Genomic DNA, 22216 nt, shown 5'->3' on the forward strand with positions numbered 1-22216 from the left:
ACCGCCCACGATTTCCGCAGGTCCGAATCACCAAAAATCAATGCCCGGGCTATCACCGAAGACCTAAGACGGTGGCACGGGATTCGGGGTCGATGCCGGCAGGCGACAATATGTCGCGACCACGAACGGCGTATCGCTGACTCAACTCGGTTGGTGGCCAACGCCGTGGGCACAACACCACGCCAGTGATTGACAATTAAAAGCCGAACAGCGGCCGTGATTCCTGTTCAACCAAGTTCTGGTAATCACGCCAGAGCTGGCCGTCATGCATTCGCCGAAGGTTTTCAGCCAGCACGACATTGTCGGCCGTTCGAATGAACCTTTCATATTTCACAGACCGTTCGGCACTACTGAGTTGATTTTCCTGTTCGTCTTTCAGTTGCTGATAGCGAGCATAGTCGGGATGCTGCTTCACCGCGGCGATGAACTCATCACTGCGACGGGTCAACAGTTCCGTTGCGATCGGGTTCAACACATTCGCCAAACCGGGCCAACGTTCTTTCAGGCTGTCGCCGATACGGCGTTGAATCGAGAGCCATCGACCGTCGGATGTCCCGGATCGACGACGACGGCCACGTCGGGTTTGTCGATCGGCCTGCTGCACACGATCTTCGCCGGTCAGCCCCAACTGTTCCGAAAGACCGTCCAAGACGGCACGCTGGACAGGTCCGGCTAGTTGGACGATCTGGCTGTAGGGCACCGCATCGCCCAGCAGGTCTGGATCACCGGATTCTGCCAACCGGCTGTGGACCGTCAGGTATTCGCCCGAGGTGATGACGGGCAAATCAATCGTGTCGCTGTGCAGGACGGTCCAAGCGTGTGCTTCGGCGATGCTGATTTTGCCATCGTCATCAAAATCGGCGGGAGCGGGACCGGATCGTTCCTGATCACGCGTTTGGTCCAGCGCTTCGAAAAACGACGTGCTGTATTCCCGATAGTCGGCTTGGTCGACATCCGCCGTGCATCCGGCCGCAGGACGGTCGTGCACTGTTGCAAACACGCCAATGCGTCGCTGCGCCGTCGGCTGCTGATCGGAATCGGTTGGATCGAAGATCAGGCGAGCGAACCCACCGGAATAGCACTGGACCATGACCAGCACGACATCGACACCCTGGGGCAAGGTGTTCAACCACTGGTCGAATTGTTTCGTCGTGACGGACGTCTTGTTCCACGTTGCGATCGACGTGTCATAGGGATCTCGATTGCCGCGACTGGCATACCCATGGGCGGTGACATAGATCACCAAACGATCACCGGCCGACAATTGTCGACCTTCAACCGAAAACCATCGCTGCAGGTTTTGTGGGGTCGCCGCACCGCGAACACCGTCGATCCGATGATCGCGATAGTGCAGTCCCAGGTCAGTCGAATCCGATAAGAACTCTGCCATCAACTGATTGGCCATCGGAACGCTTTGTCGATCGATGACCTGAACGTCGTGCCCCGGTGAAGTTCCGTCCGCAAAGAAAATCCAGCTGCTCTTCACACCGGAATTCTGCAACGCAAGACGCTGCTGGGCCGCCAAGACGTTTCGTTCCAGAGACGCCTGATTCCCCTCGGGTGCGTAACCGCCACCGATAATCAACCAGTGGTCATCCGCGGCGACTTTTGCCGGGTTTCCACCAATCGCGATCAGGCAGCCGACCAGGGCGATCAGGTCCAGAACGCCGACACGTCGCCGAACGCCCAATCGGTCCAGTGATGGACCACCCCGATGAAGGCCCGCGTTCATGTCGATCCATTGGTGAGACGAAAGAAAGTGACGCATCGGGACCGGAATTTCAGATTCCTGGTCAATCCGTTTGCTGTCATCCGAAAGCAGCGGCCGACGCCGACTTGCGGTCCAGGTTTTGAATGACAATTGCCGGATCACGGCCATGCCAGTGTATCGGATGTGAACCCCGCATCGGCGATTTCGTTCCGTCCAGGACGTGTTTTGCGTCGCTCCGGCCCCAACTGGCGGATTCGCCGGGGCAGGCCAGCAACGATCGATACCGCGACCGCATCGGGTGGTCTTGCCCGCCCGAATCGCGTCCGCGACGGGCGTTTGGGGATGAAGGTTTTGTGTTTTCGCCGGGTATCGGCATTGACTGCCGGGTCGCCAAGGGTGACAGTTGAGATCAGTTTGGCACCACACCAAACGGCGGGTAGCTGGATCGGACCGTTTTCTTTCCAAATCGCCGTTGGGAAAAGGAGGGCTTTCGCCTCCGTGGTGCTGGTTCGTAGGGTTAGTTTTGTGACGAATATTTATGTCGGGAACTTAGCGTTCTCAGCAACTGACGACGATTTGCGTGGTGCTTTCGAGCAGTACGGTCAAGTCGACACGGTGAACATCATCATGGACCGTGAGACGGGCAGGTCTCGTGGTTTCGCCTTTGTCGAAATGTCAGACGGCGAAGGTGCCAAAGAGGCAATCAACAATTTGAACGGCGCCGAAATCGCCGGACGAAACGTGACAGTCAATGAAGCACGTCCCCGTGCACCCCGCGGAGCGGGCGGTGGCGGTGGCGGCGGCCGCGGTGGTTACGGTGGCGGCGGTGGTTACGGCGGCGGCGGCGGCGGCGGTCGTGGCCGCGGCGGCGACCGTTATTGATCGAACCGGGCCTGTTCAATGGGCCCCCTCGACCAATGTTCATCTTTGAATGAATGCCGTGTTCATTCAGCCGAATGAACGGGCGAAGCCAAATCGATAGTTGAATCGCAAGGGAAGACGACCGGTCGGTCGTCTTCCCTTCTTTTTTGCGCCCGGAGCGTTGCTTCGGCGATGACTGTCGTATCAATCGACATCAACGGCTCAGGTTTCCCAAGCTTTGAATCGTTGCGTCATGCTTTGCATCGCGGATCGGTTCTTTTCCAACAAGGCCAACCCGATCAATAGAGCGATCCCCGTTGTGATCCCGAACGCCCACCATGGCCATACCGCGTCCAACGCTTGCCCCGCGTGATAGACCATGCTGATCAATGCGACCAACACGAAAATGAATCCAAGCACCAGGAACGAACGCCACCGCAATACCGCGCCCAACAGCATTCCGGCCAGCGCCAACAGAATCAACACGATGGGGCCGGCAAGCGTTTCACCAATCCCGACGAAAAGCATGTCGGCGGTACTGCTTAGATAAATCACCAGGATCGCCGTCGAACGAATGGCGGCCGATGCCGCGGGATCGCTGTGTTTGCGGTACAGCTGATTAACCACCAGCACGCAAACCGCCGGCGGGATCAGCCAAGCCTGTGGGTGCTGCAAGAATCCCCACCCGGGAACTTGGATCAGCGAAACCCACAAGGCAAGATTCCCGATCACAATTCCAACGACGCGCGACGAACGCTGTTTCCAAAGGATGGACACCGCGATGTAAAACGCCGATGCGATTGCCAGGACGTATTGATAGCGAACGCCCGTTTGCGCCAGCATCCAATTGTCCGCTTGTCCCAACCACTGCAAACCCGGCCGGTTGAAACTGAGCCAAAAACCGACAAGTGGAATCAAAGGCAGGAACAAGGCGGTGCGTCGTAGTTCACTTGCCAACACACGGTCACCACGTCGATTTGCCCATTCGGTCAATCCGACGCTGACAAACGCAAGGACCATCACCATCCATGGCCAATAAGGACGCAATCCAAGGATCGCCCAATCACTGCGGCACAAATACAGGTGCCCCCATGTCGCCAGTGCCAACAACTGCGTCGCATCGATGCACATCCGACGCCATCCATCGCTCAGGTGCAAACGTGCGCTCCAACGACTGGACATGCCACTGGCCACGCTGGTGATTGCCAGTGCGACGCTAAACAGTCCCAGAACGGCGGCGACCAAGATGATCAGGGCATCCTCCAAAGCTTCAATCCCGACGCCCGATTCGTGGATCACGAGCTCCATGATCAGCATTCCGACCAACGACGCGAGAGCGATGCCCAGCGTCCAAATCGATCCACGACGCAGCGTGGCTTGCCAGTAGTCGGCCATTCGCTGCCCCAGAATCCACGGCAACCACCAGCCGATCATGAAGGTGGCCAATACCATGACCAGGAACGAGCGCATGACAAACTGCAGTGCCGGCCAAGGCTGATCGGCCGCCTGCAACCATGCAAACATCCCCAACGCCACGATCAACAAGCCCATTCCCAGATCACGCAGGCGTTCCGACGCACTCGGCCAAGCCGCCCGTGCCCATTCGGCCAATTCAAATTGGCCGATGACGACCATCGCGATGACACCGATCCCCAACATCGCGGCGAAATCATCCGACGCATCAATGCCGACCACCGCCGTCCCCATACCGGCGACAGCCAGCAACAGCGCGACCACGCATAACGCGCGAAGGAAACGATGCAGCGCGATGGGAGGACCTCCCGCCAACGAACGCAGCACCGAAACGGTGTTGCCTGCGATAAACGTCCATACGGTGATTGTGGCGGCCGCGGCAAACAGCGCGATCGGCCACCCACGGGACATCGGGACATCCAGTGACAGAGTGATGCGAACTGCTGCAGTGAACGCCGACGCGGCCAGCGAAACGACCCACAACAAGGAAGTGGCGCGACGGCGTGCACGCCGCCCGGCGGTGGCCAGCACCGATGCCACCGATCCGAGCACCAAGACGTCGGCGAAAATATTGGCCGGCCAACGCACTTGGTCCTGAGCCCCCAAGAGGCTGTAGAACCCCAAAGATCCAATCAAACCGATCCATGGTGCCGCATCGGGCAATCCACCCAACCGCCACGCTCCGCCTGGGCGATCTTTCGCCGCCAATCGCCAGAACACCAACCAAGTCGACAACCAACCAATCCACGTGGCCACTGTTTCCGTAGGCGTCACCGTATTGCCCAATTGAATTGCCAGGAAAGGCAATCCGGCGAACACCACCATCCATCCCAAAACACGACCGGCCCCCACCATACTGCGGTTCATTGATGGATCACGGCCGATCGTGGACACGGTCAGACCGCCAAGAATCAAGGCGGACAACTCAATGGCGGTCCGTATGTTTTGGATCGCCTGCGTTTGGATCCCCGGGTCGGTGAAGACGGACACCACGAAAATGCCGACCGACAAAACGATCGCGTGCAACAGGTCAATCACCTGGATTGATGGATCCTGACCACGATTCCAGACGACACGCCCAAGCGACCCGGAACCTGCGACCAACAAGACCATCGCCCAGATCACGACCGTCGCTTCCGACATCACCCAGCCTGCATTGGTGGCCCCCGCAGCGCAAACCGCTGCGATTCCGGTCAACATCAGTGGCCACGGCAGCTCTCCCCAGTGCATCGGTAACGGGTCGGATTTCATAGCGATCCCACGAACGCAGCGGCGATGGATACCGAACCGCCGAATCAATCGGTCGCCGAATGACCAACAAGCCGCTACCGTCAGGGTCACCATGACCGCCACGGCCGAAGCGAACACGTCAAATGGCCGCCCACCGATCATCAAGACCATCGTCGCACCGGCGACGAATACCGCCATCCCCCATACCGAAATCCACAGCACGCTGACAGCCGATGCGATGGAGACATCGGCAACTTTGGATGCACCGCTGGGGCCGATCATTTGCAGGCTTCGCTTACAGCGTGGCCACCCCAGGACCAACACGAACAGCCATCCCATTGCCGCCAAAGCCACCCACAACGTCAGAGTCACCGCATCAGAAATCCTGAAGCAGGGCAGCACCAGCCCCAACGCCATCGGCGGAACCAATAGTGCCGTGGTCAAACCAGAAACAGATCGCCGAAGCACCGAGCGTATTCCGCCGATCAAGACGGTCGCCATCAACCACACCGTAAAAACCAGCACCGTCAATCGATCCACGGTAAAGCCAGCGTTCCAAGGTTCCCACCAACCTTGCTTCCACAGCAACGGAGCCGTCAGGGCCAGGACGCCGAATGCGGCCACTGCGACGCTGGAAGCCACCTTGGATCGAGATCTGAAGACCCAAGCGATTGCACCGGAGATCAATAGGTTCATGCTGCCCGCAACCATCCATTGTCGATCGGGGGCATTGTCGACCGATAGGGCGATGGCGACGGACGCCCAAACCGTCATCGCCGCGACAAGAGCACCGGAAAGTGTTTCCCACCCATCGGATGTCCGACGTGCCAACGTCCGCCAAGCGACGGTGGCGGCCAAATGCATGATCCAAATCACGGCACCCAACAACGTCAATACGATGGCATCGTTGCCGGAGACCGGATGCCCCAAACCGGCCAACATCCTTACCAACCAAACAATGGTCGCCAGGCACAGCAACGCGGACGCCACCGTCCAATAGATCTGAATCGACTGGGCTGGAGCCCGATGAACGCGAATTTTCGACGACGTCAAAGACCAACGCTTGACCGGCAATGACCGCAACGTCTGCCACACGGCGACTCCGGAAAAGATGGCCGCCCAACCGAACAACCCGCGTGTCTGGATGAACGCATCGAAAGTCACCAACCAATCAGGCATCCGCGTCACGATCGGCAAGGCCAACGCCACGGTCGCCGTTGTCGGTGCGACCAGTGCCAGTCCCAGTGAACGCCGCTCAAGCGGAGAAACGACCGCCGTCATCGCCAAAACCATGGCGATCGACGATGCAGAAATGCCCAGGTGCCAATCAGCAGGTCCCACCAACATCACGACGCCAATCACGCAGGTGGCGATTTGTGACACGATGCGGACGGGACGAATCCAATCGGTCCATTTTTGATTTGCGAACGCATCGCAAACGGCCAGCCCGATCGCCCAAAGTCCGGTCACCCAAACCGCCGGCCCGCTGATAAAGCATTGCCATCGCGCCACGCTTTGGAAATCACGGTTGCCCAGCCAAGCGGTCGACGTTGTCACCGACGCAATCCACAGCGATGCCAGGGCGACGATGGCCATGGAACGAAGATTCATGACCCAGGCCAGGACCGACGCGGAGCCGGCTAACACGATGGCCCATGTCCAAACCAACTCCACGTCACCGAACGCGGGCACAAACATCACAGCAACAACCAAACATGCGATGCAGATGAATGTATCGGCAACCATGCACAACGGGTTGCTGCGCGAACGTCGGGCATGGAAGTGAATCACCGATGCCATCGATAGCCAGGCGGGAATCGTGGCCAGCGCCAGCCAGACCAACTCCTTGGCCGTCACGGCATCCGTTTGCCCGTTCAACAACACGACGACCAAGTACGTCACCAGACAAGCCAGACCGAAAACCCCAAGTCCGATGGCAACCAATCGCCTGGAGAACAATCGCGGACGCAAACCACGCTGTGGATCATTGAATTTTGGCTGAACGCGACGTACCCAAGGTTCCCACATCCATGCCGCGGCAACCGCCGATGAAACCAGACCCACAAAAACCGCCAAGCCCTGTGGCACCAGGGTCGAAGCCACCGTCGGCACCAGAGGAATCATCAGTGTGGGGCCCCACAACGAAAGCGCTGCCGGAACCCCCAGCTTGGATCCGAACAAGACCTTGCACGCACGCAGCAACAGCCATCCGTACACACAAGCACCGGCAACCACGGTGGCCAACGTGACCGGGTCGACCAGGGAAACGCCAGTCCCGTATTCGCCGGTTGCCGCCAAGCCCGCCAGCACGGACAGCGGCACCAATAGACTGGCGATCACCAAGATGGCCCGACTGGTCGCTTGAACTCGCCAGCGGCTGAAGGTGTAAAAGCCTGCGGCGAATATCGATGCGTTGGCGGCCATGAAGATTAGCGAAGGCACCACACGATGCGTCGCCGTCAGCGTGTGCCAAAGGCTGACCACCAGCCCGATCGAACACACCACGATCATCGCGCCGGCGACCAGTTCGCCCCATCGGATGTTGCGGGTTGCCATGAACCGGCTGACCGATTGCGACAATGTCGTTCCACGATCTGACGTGGCAGCGCCGCCCATCGACGTCACCGCATCGTCGACGACTTGTCCGACGAAGATCCCTGATTCATTCGGCTGTACCGACGATGGTGCTTCGTCGTCTTGACCGGTCCCCGATGTTTCCCGGACGTCATCGTGTGGCTGGGGATCGAACGATGCTTCGGGATCGAATTTTCCAACATCGCTGGAATCAGATTCGGGGTCGACCGCTTCTTCTTGCTCGGATGATGCATCGCGATCGGGCACCAGAAACGGCAACGGATCGGGAAAGTGCTCTTCGGCCAGCCGGATCCACTGATCCCCTTTGCCCTGTTGCAAGACGCCTTTCCATTCCAGGCGGCGAACCACCACGCGAAAATCGACCAGCGGGTCTCGCTGCACCGGTTCCTGCGGTCGCTTTCGTCCCAGTGGCGTCACCGCGTCGTCATCCGCCCCGCCGATCATCGCACGCAAGATCATGGCACAGATGACCCAGGCCCCATGGCCCAAAACCATCATGATGAACAGGCCAAGAACGACGACGATGAATACTTTCATAGGACGGCTGGGGGTGGGCGGCTGTTCACGACCGATTCTTTCGGGCTCTGCGATCAACAGAGCCCATTGTGAAACCTGCACCGCGCCACTTTTTCGATGTTCCTCGCCCGCTTGGGGAAAGCCGATGACCGGCCGATCGAGTGGATCCCGCGAATGACCTAAACTGTGGCGATGACATCCACCGGCCCCGGAACGAACGACGACGCCGATCCGCCACCGACGCTGCCGCCGCGGTCGGACGCGCCGGGGAAATCGTTGGAATCGATCATGGCCGATTTCTTGCAGCAGGCTGAAAGCGGTCAGACGCCCGATCCGCAACAGATCTTGCGTCGCTATCCGCAACATGCCGACGAGCTGCAAAGCTTCTTTGACAATCATCAATGGATGGCCGGGGATCCGGGTGAAACCTGTGACAGTTCACCACCAGCGGGCGTCAACGTCACCGACGCGGGCGAATTGGTTGGACACCGGGTCGGCCCCTATTGCATCGAAAGCGAAATTGCCCGTGGCGGGATGGGCGTCGTCTATCGGGCACGACAATCCGGACTGCAGCGTCCCGTCGCACTGAAACTGATCGGCAGCGGCGTGCTGGCGGGGCCGGAACAGCGGATCCGATTTCGCAACGAAGCCGAGGCGGCCGCCAATCTGCAACATCCCGGGATCGTGCCGATTCACGAGACCGGTTCTTGGCAGGGCTATGAGTATTTCTCGATGGCCTTGGTCGAAGGCCCGACGCTGCAATCTTGGGTCCAGCAGACGCGGCAACATATCGACGACGGCGGCGTCCGCGGGCAGAGCTATGAAACATTGGCAGCCGTGGTGCGAGACATCGCCCGCGCGGTGGCCTATGCGCATGACCACGGGATCGTGCACCGTGACCTGAAGCCGGAAAACATTTTGATGGCGGATGGAAACCGGCCGATGGTGACCGATTTTGGGCTGGCCAAGTGGCATCGCGAAGGCACGGTGGTCACGCGTACCGGTCAAGTCTTGGGCACCCCCAATTACATGAGCCCCGAACAGGCGGCCGGATTCAGCGACGGTGATTGTCGCGTCGATGTGTACGCCTTGGGGGCGATTCTTTATGCGTTGCTTTGTGGGCGCCCGCCGCACGAAGGACCGGCTGTTGCGGAGGTTTTGCGCAGTGTGCTGCAAGACGAACCAATCGCGCCCCGTCAAATCTGTCGTGACGTTCCGCCGGACTTGGAAATCGTTTGTTCGACCGCAATGCGGTTCGCGCCCGACGATCGTTACGAATCCGCCACCGCGATGGCCGACGACCTGGATCGTTTCTTACAAGGCGAAACCTTGGTGGCCCATCACAGCGGCATCGTCGATGTGGTGACTCGCGAACTGCGACGTGATCAACACGGTGAAGCGTTTCAACGCTGGGGAGGTCCGCTGCAACTGATCGGTCACATCGTGCTGACGGCACACGTGATCATTTTCGCACTCCAGCAGTATGGTTGGCCGCGTTGGTGGTCCGTGTGGCTGCCAAGGCTGATGATGTTGGGCGCTATTTTGGGGGTGATCCACTGGGCACGCGGCGGCGCGTTGATGCCACGAACCGCCGCGGAGCGTCCGCTGTGGTCGATCTGGCTGGGCTACTTGGCGGCACTAGGCATGATCAACCTGTTGATGATCTTTGGCGGCGTGGACCCCGGCGGCCTGTTTCCCATTGCCGCGGCGATGAGCGGGTTCGGTTTCATGGCCATGGGCGGCCACGTCTGGGGCGTGTCCGCGGCGTTGGGGATCTCGTTCCTGGTGGTCGCTGCGTTGAACGCATGGATTCCGTCGGCGGCACCCCTGATATTCGGCGGCATGTGGTGGATCGCCTTGGCGGTTCTGGGACGGCGCTATCGCGGGCACCAGCCTCAGGATTCCTCTTCCCTAATCGATTCGTGAATCATGGCCGGATCAGACGTCACAGTCGTTACCAGTGGCGTTTCCCGAATTCGGCATAGGACGATCGCGAACCACCCGACCGGAAGCCGAAACTGGAGGGTGTCGCAAACGGCTGGAAAGGATTCGTGCCGTGCCGACCCCGCCCCGAAAGGATTCGACATGCGAATTGCCATCTTCACCGCGGTTGTCGCGGTCATGACGATACCGGCCAGCGCCCATCATCCAAATCGCGAAACCACGCCCGTCATCCCGCGGGTCGACTTGCTGCCGCCGCTGGGCAACTGCCTGCCAGAAGGCTATCGCCGCAAGTACAACCGACCAACGTACATCGGCGGCAAGATCGCCTATCACATTGCACCGTCCAGCCAGGAAGCGATGGCCTGGCACCGCGCGGAGCACCGTGGTGATTACGAGTGCAAGCGAGGTCGCGTGGTGCCTCAGTACTTCTACCAAAAGCCGTATGAGGCTTTGAAAATTGGCGGCCGCAAGGACGTCAACGCACCGGCACGGTCCGAACAAACCAGCCCGTCGGATCGATTGGAAGATGTCCAGCTGCGTGAAGTCGACGAAAAACCCGCCGGTGACATGTTGCCCGAGCTGCCCGTTGCACCCGCGGAAGACGACTTGGACTTTTCGGCCTTGGAACTGATCCCATTGCGATAGTCGATCATCGCCAGTCCGGTCGCGATCGCCGGCGAGGTTCGACGTGCGAAACACGCGCGTGAAACCGTGCCGGCATCGAAGTGACGGATTCTTGAGAAAGTTTTCAGGAACCGTCAAAGTTTGCCACCGGGGCTTCCGATAACTGCCCGTGGACGAGGTCTTTTCGCCAATCGTTGGTGGACGGTGTACGCGAAGACGACCTCGGTGGGGGGCTTTCCAATTAACGGCCCGCATTGCGGGAACACGCCATGCCGACGAATCGGCACGCCGGTCGATTGACCGACGTCTGACGGGTGTGTTTCACAGCGGCACCGCGACAGGGAAGCCCGGAGCATGAATCGCTCGCTGTTTCGACTGACTGCATACTTGCAAATCGGCCTGACGGTCTTGTTGGCCACCGGCTGCGCGCCCACGCAACCTTTCTTTTTGAAAGAGTCGCCGGAGCTGCAGCACTATCTGAATACGGCCACCCAGATCGAATATCCCGATGTGGAAGTCGAAAGCCTCGCGGAGACACGCGAGGCGCTGCCGCCGTTGTCGATCAACAACCACGATTACCAGTTCTGGGATCTGACGCTGGAAGAATGCGTCAACATGGCGTTGCATAACGCCAAGTTCATGATCACCACCAACGGTATCGCCGAGCAACGCGCCAACACGGCTGAACAATTCATCGCGGGCACCTCCGATCAATTCGGCAGCGTTTACGACGTGGCCATCGCCCAGTCGACGACTCAGTCGATCCCGTTGACGGTCGACGGCAACGGCAATCGCGTGCTGCCCCGTGGCGTGTTGCGAGCCAACCAGGTCGGCGGCGTGGAAGACGCCTTGGCCGAATTTGATGCCCAGGCGACCGCATTCTTCGACTATCAAAAGGGCGACCGTCCGAACAACGTGCTGCCCGGCAACGTGTTTAACCCGGTGTTCGCCCAGTCGGACACGGCCACCCAACAATCGGCGATCAGCAAACGATTCGCCACCGGTGGTGTTGCCACGCTGCGTCAACAAATCCTGTATTCGCGAAACAACACCCAACCCAACAGCATCGCACGATCGGTCGCCAGTGACTGGACCGCCATCGTCGAAGCCCAAGTTCAACACCCGTTGATGCGAAACCGTGGCACACTGGTCAATCGCATCCCGGTCGTCTTGGCCAGCCTGAACGAAGACATTTCGATCGCCGAGTTTGAATTGCAAGTCCGCAACCTGGTTCGCGACGTGGAAGTCGCTTACTGGGACCTGTACGTCGCCTATCGTGCATTCGCCAGCGTGGCCGTCGGCCGAAACAGCGCTCAGGTCACCGCGGACTTTGCCAAGCTGAATATGGAAGAAGGCATCGGCACAATCCAAGACTTGAAACAAGCCCAAGGACAATACCACAGCTTCCAAAACCAACTGGTCGGAACGCTGACCGGGTCGAATGTTTTGGGCCAAGACCGATTCGGCGTGTTCGGCCGCGAACGCCGCTTGCGTGAACTGATCGGCCAATCGGCCACCGACGGACGTTTGATTCGCCCGATCGATGAACCGACGATCGCCCGCGTCGAACACGACTGGTTCGTTTCCACCGCACAAATGCTGTATCTGAACGCTGAACTTCGCCAAACCAAGTTCCGCATCAAGCAAAGCGAATTGGAATTGATGTCGGCCAAGAATCAGATCTTGCCGGAAGTGAACCTGTCGCTGCTGTACCGCTGGGTCGGTGTGGGTGACCAACTGGGTCCGCCGGAACGTCGTGCACAGAACTTCCCGCTGCCCGGCAGCAGTGCGTTGGGTGAATTGACCGAAGGCAATTACCAGGAAGGCGGCGTCCGACTGGAAATCACTCCGCCCGCGTTCGGTGCCCGTCGTGAACTGACTCGCATCAACGGTGCCGAATGGCGACTGGTCCGCGAGAAAGCCAACTTGCAAGAAAAGGAACGCTTGCTGACGTTCTTGCTGTCCGACGCGATCACCAAGACGGCCACCCACTATCGTCAAATCCAGATTTCCGCCGCCCAGTGGGCCGATGCGGAAGACGAAGTCGACGCACGCTTGGCCAACTTGAAGGAAGGCCGTGGGGACACCAACGTCGTGCTGCAAAGCCAACAACGTCGGGCCGACGCCCAGATCGCTTACTACCGTGCGGTCGGCGAATACAACAAATCACTGAACTATGTCGATTACCTGGTCGGAACCCTGTTGGTCAACAACGGCATCACGGTCAGCGAAGGCCCGTGGCATGAAAAGGCCTACTGTGACGCCTTGGAACGTGCCCGGGAACGCAGTGCGGGTTACCACCTGGAATACGGTGTCACCCGTCCCGCGGTGGTCCGTCGCGGCCCGGTCCAGTCGGCCGACGCCGCGGCCCAGATGATCCCCGGACCCAACGGCGGAACTGTCGGCAGCACGATGGCCCCCGGCATGACCATGTCCGAAGGCGAAGTGATCAGCGACACCGTCTTGGGCGGCGCCGATGCCTTCGTTCCAGAATTGCCCGAATCGATGGCCCCGACCTTGTCGGACGCCCTGGGTGATTCGACCGGCGACGTGCTTTACGGGGCTCCGGTGGATCGTTTGGAAACCGTTCCGGGTGCCCAACCGACGCCGGAAACGTTTGAGGCCCCGATCGGATCGGGGACGATCGATCGCAGCCTGCCTGCACCGCAAAACGGCCCATCCGCCGAAGTCCGACAGATGACCTATCACTGGAACGGTGGCGGTGAATCGGGCGTGTCGCAAGCGTCACCCGCCGTGACGTCTCGATCGACGACGAAGGTTCAAACCGCACCAGCACCGGTGCGACGCGTCCCGCTGCCACGCTGACGCCATGCATCGTCGGTGGTCGATCGACCGCCGACGAACCCATCACACATCCGTTAGGGGCGGAGGTTTGAAAAGGGTCGTCGCTCGCGCTAGCGAACGGGGCCGACCACTTTTCCGCACGACAGGTTCGAACGTGTCTTTTCTAGACCGTTCGAACCTATCGTCGTTTCCGGGGGGTCGTTCATCGCCACGACGACCTGTCGCGATCCGATGATTCGTTGCGGTCCGCACAACCGTCAACCCTTTGTTGATCATGGTGTTTCGTTGTGCACCTCTTGGGCCCGCCCGCCACGGACCGTAAGCGATATTCAGGCAGGGGATTCGGTCGCGGGGAACCGATCAGCGACAGGCCAGCGGTGCCTGTCCGATTCGCACACCACCAAACCATTTGATTTCATGAGCGATGCCGACGCGGCCAACGGGTCGTCAGCTACGGCCGAAAACGCAGCGTCAGGGCGGGGCACCGGCTTCAAAGCGGATTCGCTTGCGCTCGGCATGGTCATCGTCTTGGCAATGACGATCGTCCAGCGTGCGATCGGGTTCTTTCGCGGCATCTGGTTTTGCCGGTTGATGGACGACGCCGTCGTCGGCCAGTGGTCAATGGCGTTTGGATTCATCACGCTGATCACGCCGGTGATGTTGCTGGGGATTCCCGGTTCGCTACCGCGCTACGTCGAACATTTCCGCAGCCGAGGCCAATTGGGGTCATTCCTTCGGCGCATCGGTTTGACCACCGGGTGCTTGGCAGTGATCGGATTCTGCATCATGTGGTGCTGTCCGCAATGGTTCGGCTGGCTGATCTTCCTGCAGCCCCAAGACGCCACCTTGATCTACGCGGTCGGTGTTGGCGTGTTGTCGATCGTGTTCTTCAACTTCATCAACGATTTGAATTCTTCCTTGCGGCAGGTTCGCATGGTTTCGGTGATGCAGTTCATGCAGGGCGTCGGTTTTGGAATCGGCGGTGTCGCTTGGCTGGCGACCGGTGGTGGGTTGACCGGCCTGGTGTTGACATTTTCGGTGACGACCTTGCTTGCCACCACGCCAGGCCTGTGGCGATTGCGTCGCGGTTGGTCGGGAATGCCGACCGCCACCGAATCGTTTGATGCGTCGAAGATGTGGCGACGCATTGTGCCGTATGCCGCGGCCCTGTGGGCGATGAACTTGATTGGGAACGTGTTTGAACTTTCCGATCGATACATGATTCTGCACTTCATGCCGGGCGCCGGTGTGGGCGGCGAATCCATCGGCCAGTCCGCGGTGGGTCAATATCACAGCGGCCGTATCCTGCCGATGTTATTTCTAAGCTTGGCAACACTGCTGGGCGGGATTTTGATGCCTTACTTGGCCGCCGACTGGGAAGCCGGCCGCGTGGATGCCGTGCGGCGTCGATTGAAACAAGTGCTGCTGGGTGTTTCGGCGTGCTTTACGTTGATCGCCTCGGGCACCTTGATTCTGTCACCCTGGTTGTTCGGCACCCTATTGGAAGGCCGCTATGACGACGGGCTTTCGCTGTTGCCAATGGCATTTGTCTTTTGCAGTTGGTCGGCGTTGGTGATGATCGGTCAGAACTATCTGTGGGTTGCCGAGAAAGGCAAATGGGTGACCGTCGCCCTTAGCATCGGTTTGGTCAGCAATATCGCGTTGAATGCTTGGCTGTTGCCCTTGATGGGTCTGCAGGGCGCCGTCATGGCCACATTGACCGCCAACGGGATCGTCATGGTCGGCGTTTGGTTGGCGATGGTGCGTTGCGGCTTCGTCGCCGACCACACCGCGTTCTATGTCGCTGTCATGCCGGCAACCGTGCTGGCGGGTCCCTGGGTGGCGGTCGCTGCGGTCACGATCGTGATGATCACCAGTCCCGCAATGCGTCAGTGGGCAGACGAAGGCATCGCGTTGGCACGAGAACGCTTTGCGTTTCTTGCCCCGGCGTCGGCGTGACTGGCCATCATTAGCGCGGTGTGGCAACGTTCCCCAACAGTCCGTCTGGTTGGTGATCGCCGGGGTGGTCCGCTGGTGCCCAGGACGCGGATCATCGGTTAGCTTTGCCGCATGAATTTTCTGTGCCACGCTTTGCCGTATCTGAACGATCCCATGATGGCCATCGGCACGGGAGTGCCCGATTGGTTGTCGGTGGTGGATCGTAAAATCCGCGCCCGCAGCCGTATGGCGGTGCCTTATGTCGATGACTCCGATCCCGTCCTAAGTGCGATCGCCCGCGGGATCGTCCGACATCACGACGACGACCGATGGTTCCATGGAACCGAAGCTTTTGTGACGACCAACTTGCAGTTCGCCGTGCAGCTGCGCGATCAGTTGCCCGGTGATGAAGGTTTTCGCCCCAGTTTTGTGGGGCACATCTTGATCGAGGTCTTGTTGGACGCGTCGTGGTTGCGACAGCAGCCGGATTTTGGTGAACGGTACTATGCCGAGCTTGCCGGCGCACCGTTGGAACACATCCAGCACTGCGTCAATGTGATCACCGGTCGACCGACCGACCGACTGGTGGAAGTCTTGCAGCGATTCACACGATCGCGGTTTCTGTTCGATTATCTGGATCAGGAACGTTTGCTGTTCCGCCTGAACCAAGTCATGAATCGTGTGGGACTAAGCCCGTTGCCCGAAAGCTTGCTGCCGTGGTTGGCCCAAGCGGAGCAGCACGTGGTGCGGCAACGCGATATGATGCTGTCGCCCCCCGGGGCCGCATCGCCGTTTCCGCTTTAGCAACGCCTGCCAGCGGCCCCATTCCCACCGCCACTTCGTGACGAAAGAGAATCAAGATCAATGCTGTACGGAATGAATCTGTTGTTGTGGTCCGGCGAAGTCACCGAGGACCTGTTGCCGATCTGTGAAAAGCTGAAAGCGATGGGATTTGACGGCGTCGAAATACCGATGTTCAACCTGGATTTGGATTACACCAAGCTGGGCAAACAGTTGGATGACTTGGGACTACGCCGGACCGCAGTGACGATTCGCAATCTGGAAGACAACCCGATTTCCTCGGAAGCCGCCGTCCGCGCCAAAGGCGTGGAATTGAACAAGAAAACGCTGGACTGTTGCGCCGCGGTGGGCGCCGAAACATTGGTCGGCCCCTATCACTCGGCGATCGGCCACTTCAGCGGTGCGGGCGCGACCGCCGATGAATGGCAGTGGGGTGTGGACAGCATCCGCGCGACGGCCGAGCATGCCGCCGACGTCGGCGTTCGTATGGGCATGGAGGCGCTGAACCGCTTCGAATGTTACTTCCTAAACTGTCACGCCGATTCGGCGCGTTTCGCACGTGACGTCGATCATCCGGCATGCGGCATCATGTACGACACCTTCCATGCCAACATCGAAGAAAAATCGATGCGTGACGCGGTCCTGGCCGGTGGCGACAAGCTGTATCACATCCACATCAGCGAAAACGATCGCAGCACGCCGGGCACCGGTGGTGTGAACTGGGATGAGAACTTCGATGCAATTGCCGAAAGCGGTTACGACGGCTGGTTGGTCATCGAGGCATTCGGTTTGGCTTTGCCGGAAATCGCCGCCGCCACCAAGATTTGGCGGAAGATGTTCGATACGGAACTGCAACTGTCCGAAAACGGTTTGAACTTCATGAAATCTGAGATGGAAAAACGCAGTGGCAGCTGACTCTGATGCCGGCAACACTGATTCGGCGCCCGTGCGTCCCGATAAGGTTCTGTTCTTGTCGGGCGATCTAATGTTCGCCTCCAGGGTCGGTGCCGCGGCCGAGGCTGCGGGGATGCAGTTTCAAATGTCGGGCAACTTGCCGGCCGATCCGGCACGTGACGTTCGTGTGGTCATCTTGGACTTGGCCACGCGTTCGTCCATCGTCCAAGGATTCGGCGCGAAGGTCGCCGATGCTTGTCCCAACGCGATGACGATCGCCTATGGACCACATGTTCAGGTCGGACCGTTGGAATCCGCCAAGGCAGAAAAATTGGACCATGTGATGACACGCGGACAATTTGACCGCCAGATCGCTGGATTCTTGCAATCGCTGGCGAATTGACGGGGCTCCGCAAACTTTCCCCAACCGGTACGACACCCAATGGTCGATCGGTCCCGTGAAGGTTCGTCACTGATCAAGGGGTTTCGGTTTGCCCACGCATTCCCCCTCGCCGACAGAGTGTCTACTAGAAGCGTTGATCAAGCGGACGAGATGCGCTTCGTCAGGATGACTTATGAAGCGAGCTCGGAACGATGCGTTGGGTGAAATGGTTGGGCGCGACAACGGCGGGGCCGGCATGCTTTCGTTGGTTGGCAATGGCAGTATTGACCCTGCATTTCTACGCCGCACCGGCACGTGATGCTTCAGCACAGGGTTTTTGTGACGGGGGCGTCGCCTGTGATGCCTACGGCGTCGATGCCTGCGATGCCTACGCCAGTGACGACAATTGCCATTGCGGATCGCTGCTGGAACGCTTTCGTGCCGACATGGCCGACTGCGGAATCACGTTTCAAAACAACCTGACGCAGTTTTATTTTGGAACCGTCTCGGGCGGGCTTGAGCGTGAATTTGCCTATGGCGGTCATGGCGACTACGTGGCCAACTTTGACTTGGGCAAAGCCGGAATTCACGATGGTTTGTTGGTCAAACTGCGTGCGGAACATCGCTTCGGCGAATCCGCCGGTCCGTTTACTGGTTCCTTTTTACCGGCGACCCTGGCAACTGAATTGCCGGTCGCCAACAGCACGGAACTGTATCTGACGAATGTTCTATTCACCCAGTTTTTGAGTGAACGCTTTGCCGTTTATGCGGGCAAACTGGACACGCTGGACGGCGACCTTAACGCTTACGCGCACGGTCGCGGCATTCGACAGTTTTCCAACACCGCCTTCATCGTAAACCCGCTGGCCTTGCGGACGATTCCCTATTCGACCCTGGGCTGCGGCTTTTTCATTCTGGGCGCTGAGGGAACACCGCTGTTGAACTTCACTGTCCTTAACCCGACCGATACCGCCGACAGCGACGGCTTTGACGAACTGTTTGCCGAAGGTGTTTCCTTATCGACGGAACTTCGATTCGCGACGCCGCTGATGGGCAAACCAGGTCACCAACTGTTCGGGTTCACCTGGAGCAGCCGTGACTATGTGGCGTTGGGACAGGACCCGCGGATCATTTTGCCCAACGTCCCAATCAATCGCGCCGACGGATCATGGTCGTTTTACTGGAACACCGACCAGGCGTTGTGGGTGGATCCATGCGATCCGACGCGTCACTGGGGTTACTTCGCACGCGCCGGCGTGGCGGATGAAGACGCCAATCCGCTCAGCTACCTGTTGAACTTCGGACTCGGCGGTGCCAGCCCGCTTCGCCGGGGTGATTCATTCGGGGCAGGGTACTTCTACAGCGGAACCAGCGATGAAATCGGCCCGTTCCTGCAAATTCCCTTTGGACCGATTGACGACGGACAGGGCGTGGAACTTTTCTATAACATCCAGATCGGCAAATCCCTGACGGTCACGCCAGATTTCCAATGGCTGGATTCGGCGCGTGAAAACGTCGACGACGCCTACGTGATGGGCTTGCGAGCGAATTTGGCCTTTTGATGGTCGGGCCCGTTGCCGCTCGACACGTCAGCGGCGAACCGCTTAGCGAACCGCATCGCCATCGCGACGCAAATCGCCCTGGTAACGCGACCGCTGCAGTGCGAAATGACGACGCCACGCGTTTTCATCAAACCCGTAATCCGCCTCCGGTTCAATCATCCGTAACAGATTCCGAACCTCGCCATTCTGACTGCGGCGAATCTCGGCTTTCGCTGCGCTACCGGCCTGCATGCCATTAGCCCCGGTATCGCCGAAACCGAATGTCATGCCAGGCTGTTGAGGCGCCGCACGAATATGCTCAGTGACCAAAGCATCGACCCATACCAGCGCCATTTCGGGATCGACAAACGATTGCAATGCCGTCGCAGCCAGTGATACGCCCTTGGCATCAGGGTGTTTCCCCGCGGCGGCTTTGACCAAAACGTCGGTGTAGGATGCGACGGCCGAGGAACGACCGTTGGTTTGCAGCTGTTCCAAAATGTCTTGCTGTAGCCGACGATCGGGTTCTTCCAGTCCCGCGCGGACCAGAGCCTTGCGAGCGGACGGGTGATCCAGCTTGCCCAACAGACGCACCCACAGACTTCGCAGCCGGCGTGGCTGTCGGCCGCCCCGCGACTTTTCCAACTGTTCGGCAATCGCGTCGGCCGCCAAGGGATCGTCGATCGCTTCCAAATTTGCCCACGCATCGGGTTCCTCGCGGCTCAGTGCCGCCAGCATTTGCGACAGCTTTCGTTTCCATAGCTTGGCCGTCTTGTCGGTTTCCTTGCGGACCTCTTCGCGAGAGATCTGTTCGGGTGCCTTCCACAGATTACCGCCGACGTGAACCAGGCCACGTGACCGCTGCAAGTCAGTGAACAACGTCCAGCGACCGTTGATCTGCTTGTAACCCAACGATGCACGGGCGGCAACGTGATCAGGATTGAGGGTGATCGCGCGTTGCAGGTGATACCGCGACTGTTCCGGCAAGTGGTTGGTCTTGCACCACACGGACAGCTTGTAATGCCGCTCGGCGTCTTGGCCGGTCTGGCCGGCAAAGCGCTCATACGCGGCCAACTTGTCCGCCGGCTCGATCGAACGCACGCGGGATTTCGGCAGCACCAAGACCAGATCTGGGTCGGTCTTCACCCAGACCTGCTGGCGGTCCTTGTCGTCGCTGACCACCTTGGTCTGGCCGGTCACGCCGCCACCGACGTACAGGTCGACTCGTTCGCCAACAGCCGCCGGCAAAGGCAGCGTGATCGCCACCCAAAGCATTCGTGTCAAAGTTTGCCAGTTCATCGGAATGCACCGTCGGTCGAAGGTTCTCGTCTCCAGAGTATCTGGTCCACAGCTGGGCAGAATCGCAAAACCGGATCGAAGTGAAAAAACGACTGGTCCGAACGATCGGAATGTCCGAATTTCATAACCAGCACCATACTTGACCATTCTGGTCGAATTGGTACTGTTTAGGCGTCGGTGGCCGGAAACGGCCGGCCGATTAGATCGGCCCGAGGCTTTTTTCCCGTTCATCCGCCCCTGTTTTTGATCCTGATTCGATGTCACCGATTGCCAGCGACCGAAATTTGCCGGTGGTTTCCCCCACCGACCTGCCGGGCGATTACGACGCAACGGTCGATCCAAAGGTGGGCCTGGACGGTCTGCCGGGTGCCCTGGGGGCCGATCCTCCGCTGGCCCCGACGACCGATTTTTTGAACGAGTTGGAAAAGGAAAGCCGCCAGTTGGAATCGGCGACTCCCACGGAAATCCTTCGCTGGGCCGTGGATCGATACGCTCCCAAATTCACGATGGCCACGGCGTTCGGTCCCGAAGGGATGACGATCATTCACATGCTGGCGCAGATCGCCCCGGAAACGCCGATCTTCAACCTGGACACCGGCTACCAATTCGAAGAAACCCTGCAACTACGCGAGCGGGTCAAAGAGCGTTACGGCATTGAGGTCGAATTCAAGCTGCCCGAGCTTTCGGTCGAAGCGTTCGAAAAGGCCAACGGCGGTCCGATGTACCAGACCGATCCGAACCGTTGTTGTTTCGAGCGAAAGCTGAAGGTTCTGCACCGCGCCGCACAGGGTTGGCACGCCTGGGCCAGTGCGATTCGGCGCGACCAAAGTCCGGATCGTGCCAAGGCGCCGATCGTGGGTTGGGACAAGAAATTTCACTTGGTCAAAATCAGCCCGCTGGCGAATTGGACCAAGAAAGATGTCTGGTCGCTGATCACCAAAGAAGACATCCCGTACAACCCGCTACACGATCGTGGCTATCCCAGCATCGGTTGCCAGCCATGCACCCGTGCGGTGATGGCGGGCGAAGACGAACGCGCCGGGCGGTGGAGCGGCTTCCAAAAAACCGAATGTGGGCTGCACAGCAGCTGACGTGCAACGAGGTGCTTCGATGGTCATTTCTGCACGGGTGCATTACTCATGCCTGGCATTGGTCGAATTGGCGTCACGGATGGATGATCCGTCGCCCGTGGCGGCCAGTGACATCAGCCAACGCCATGCGATCCCGGGACCTTTCTTGAATCAGATCCTGCGAACCCTTCGCGCCGCCGGATGGGTCCAAAGCATTCGAGGCAGTCACGGCGGCTATCGTTTGGCGGTTGATCCTACATCGATCACGCTGCTGGACATCGCCGACGAAGTGGGATGTCAGGAAACCCAGGATCACGGTGAAAGTCAAACCGGCGTTGCCGCGGAAACGTTGCAAGACATCTGGGCCGAAGCGACCCAAAGTGCGCGGGACGTGCTGGCCAAGATCACGCTTTCCGAACTGGCGCGACGGTGCCGCCAAGACGACGGCGTGATGTTTTACATCTGAAACACGACGGGCACGGGCCCTCGCTCCGCGGCGGACACACCACCAGATGTCGCTGTGTCGTTCGTT

General features: G+C 59.3%; 14 protein-coding genes. 11 read left to right on the forward strand and 3 right to left on the reverse strand.

Going from position 1 to position 22216, the window contains the following annotated elements; all coding sequences use genetic code 11:
• Positions 1-196 precede the first annotated feature (196 nt).
• Positions 197-1732: a hypothetical protein gene (locus Mal65_RS19885; protein ID WP_196784313.1), complete on the reverse strand. Its 1536-nt coding sequence runs from the start codon at positions 1730-1732 to the stop codon at positions 197-199.
• A gap of 504 nt (positions 1733-2236) precedes the next feature.
• On the opposite strand from Mal65_RS19885, the gene rbp reads away from it, so the two are divergent.
• Positions 2237-2593 (forward strand): RNA-binding regulator, encoded by a 357-nt coding sequence (gene rbp, locus Mal65_RS19890; protein WP_231131187.1) that lies wholly within the window; start codon positions 2237-2239, stop codon positions 2591-2593.
• Between the two features lie 201 nt (positions 2594-2794).
• Here the strand turns inward: rbp and Mal65_RS19895 are convergent, their stop codons facing one another.
• Positions 2795-8407, reverse strand: coding sequence for a hypothetical protein (locus Mal65_RS19895; RefSeq protein ID WP_165701404.1), 5613 nt, complete (start codon positions 8405-8407; stop codon positions 2795-2797).
• A gap of 171 nt (positions 8408-8578) precedes the next feature.
• Between Mal65_RS19895 and Mal65_RS19900 the strand changes: the two genes are divergently transcribed.
• From Mal65_RS19900 to Mal65_RS19935, 8 genes are all read left to right on the forward strand, one after another.
• Entirely contained in the window at positions 8579-10312 is a 1734-nt protein-coding gene (locus Mal65_RS19900) for a serine/threonine protein kinase (RefSeq protein ID WP_145301625.1), read from the forward strand.
• Between the two features lie 159 nt (positions 10313-10471).
• Positions 10472-10975, forward strand: coding sequence for a hypothetical protein (locus Mal65_RS19905; protein WP_145301628.1), 504 nt, complete (start codon positions 10472-10474; stop codon positions 10973-10975).
• 333 nt (positions 10976-11308) lie between these two features.
• A complete protein-coding gene (locus Mal65_RS19910) occupies positions 11309-13780 on the forward strand; it encodes a TolC family protein (RefSeq protein WP_145301632.1) in 2472 nt (823 codons plus the stop codon).
• Positions 13781-14176: 396 nt separating this feature from the next.
• Positions 14177-15718, forward strand: a complete 1542-nt coding sequence (locus Mal65_RS19915; RefSeq protein WP_165701405.1) for a lipopolysaccharide biosynthesis protein — start codon at positions 14177-14179, stop codon at positions 15716-15718.
• Between the two features lie 111 nt (positions 15719-15829).
• Positions 15830-16501 (forward strand): hypothetical protein, encoded by a 672-nt coding sequence (locus Mal65_RS19920; RefSeq protein WP_145301638.1) that lies wholly within the window; start codon positions 15830-15832, stop codon positions 16499-16501.
• A gap of 60 nt (positions 16502-16561) precedes the next feature.
• A complete protein-coding gene (locus Mal65_RS19925) occupies positions 16562-17413 on the forward strand; it encodes a sugar phosphate isomerase/epimerase family protein (RefSeq protein WP_145301641.1) in 852 nt (283 codons plus the stop codon).
• Positions 17403-17795 (forward strand): hypothetical protein, encoded by a 393-nt coding sequence (locus Mal65_RS19930; protein ID WP_196784315.1) that lies wholly within the window; start codon positions 17403-17405, stop codon positions 17793-17795. Before Mal65_RS19925 ends, Mal65_RS19930 begins: the two co-directional genes overlap by 11 nt.
• A gap of 191 nt (positions 17796-17986) precedes the next feature.
• Positions 17987-19336 (forward strand): carbohydrate porin, encoded by a 1350-nt coding sequence (locus Mal65_RS19935; protein ID WP_145301645.1) that lies wholly within the window; start codon positions 17987-17989, stop codon positions 19334-19336.
• 42 nt (positions 19337-19378) lie between these two features.
• Here the strand turns inward: Mal65_RS19935 and Mal65_RS19940 are convergent, their stop codons facing one another.
• Positions 19379-20614, reverse strand: coding sequence for a hypothetical protein (locus Mal65_RS19940; RefSeq protein WP_145301648.1), 1236 nt, complete (start codon positions 20612-20614; stop codon positions 19379-19381).
• Positions 20615-20871: 257 nt separating this feature from the next.
• On the opposite strand from Mal65_RS19940, the gene Mal65_RS19945 reads away from it, so the two are divergent.
• Positions 20872-21705, forward strand: coding sequence for a phosphoadenylyl-sulfate reductase (locus Mal65_RS19945; RefSeq protein WP_145301651.1), 834 nt, complete (start codon positions 20872-20874; stop codon positions 21703-21705).
• 19 nt (positions 21706-21724) lie between these two features.
• Positions 21725-22150 carry an RrF2 family transcriptional regulator gene (locus Mal65_RS19950; RefSeq protein WP_145301654.1) on the forward strand — a complete coding sequence of 142 codons (426 nt, stop codon included), beginning with the start codon at positions 21725-21727 and terminating at the stop codon, positions 22148-22150.
• Positions 22151-22216: the final 66 nt, after the last annotated feature.

The organism is Crateriforma conspicua (assembly GCF_007752935.1).
Classification (GTDB): domain Bacteria; phylum Planctomycetota; class Planctomycetia; order Pirellulales; family Pirellulaceae; genus Crateriforma; species Crateriforma conspicua.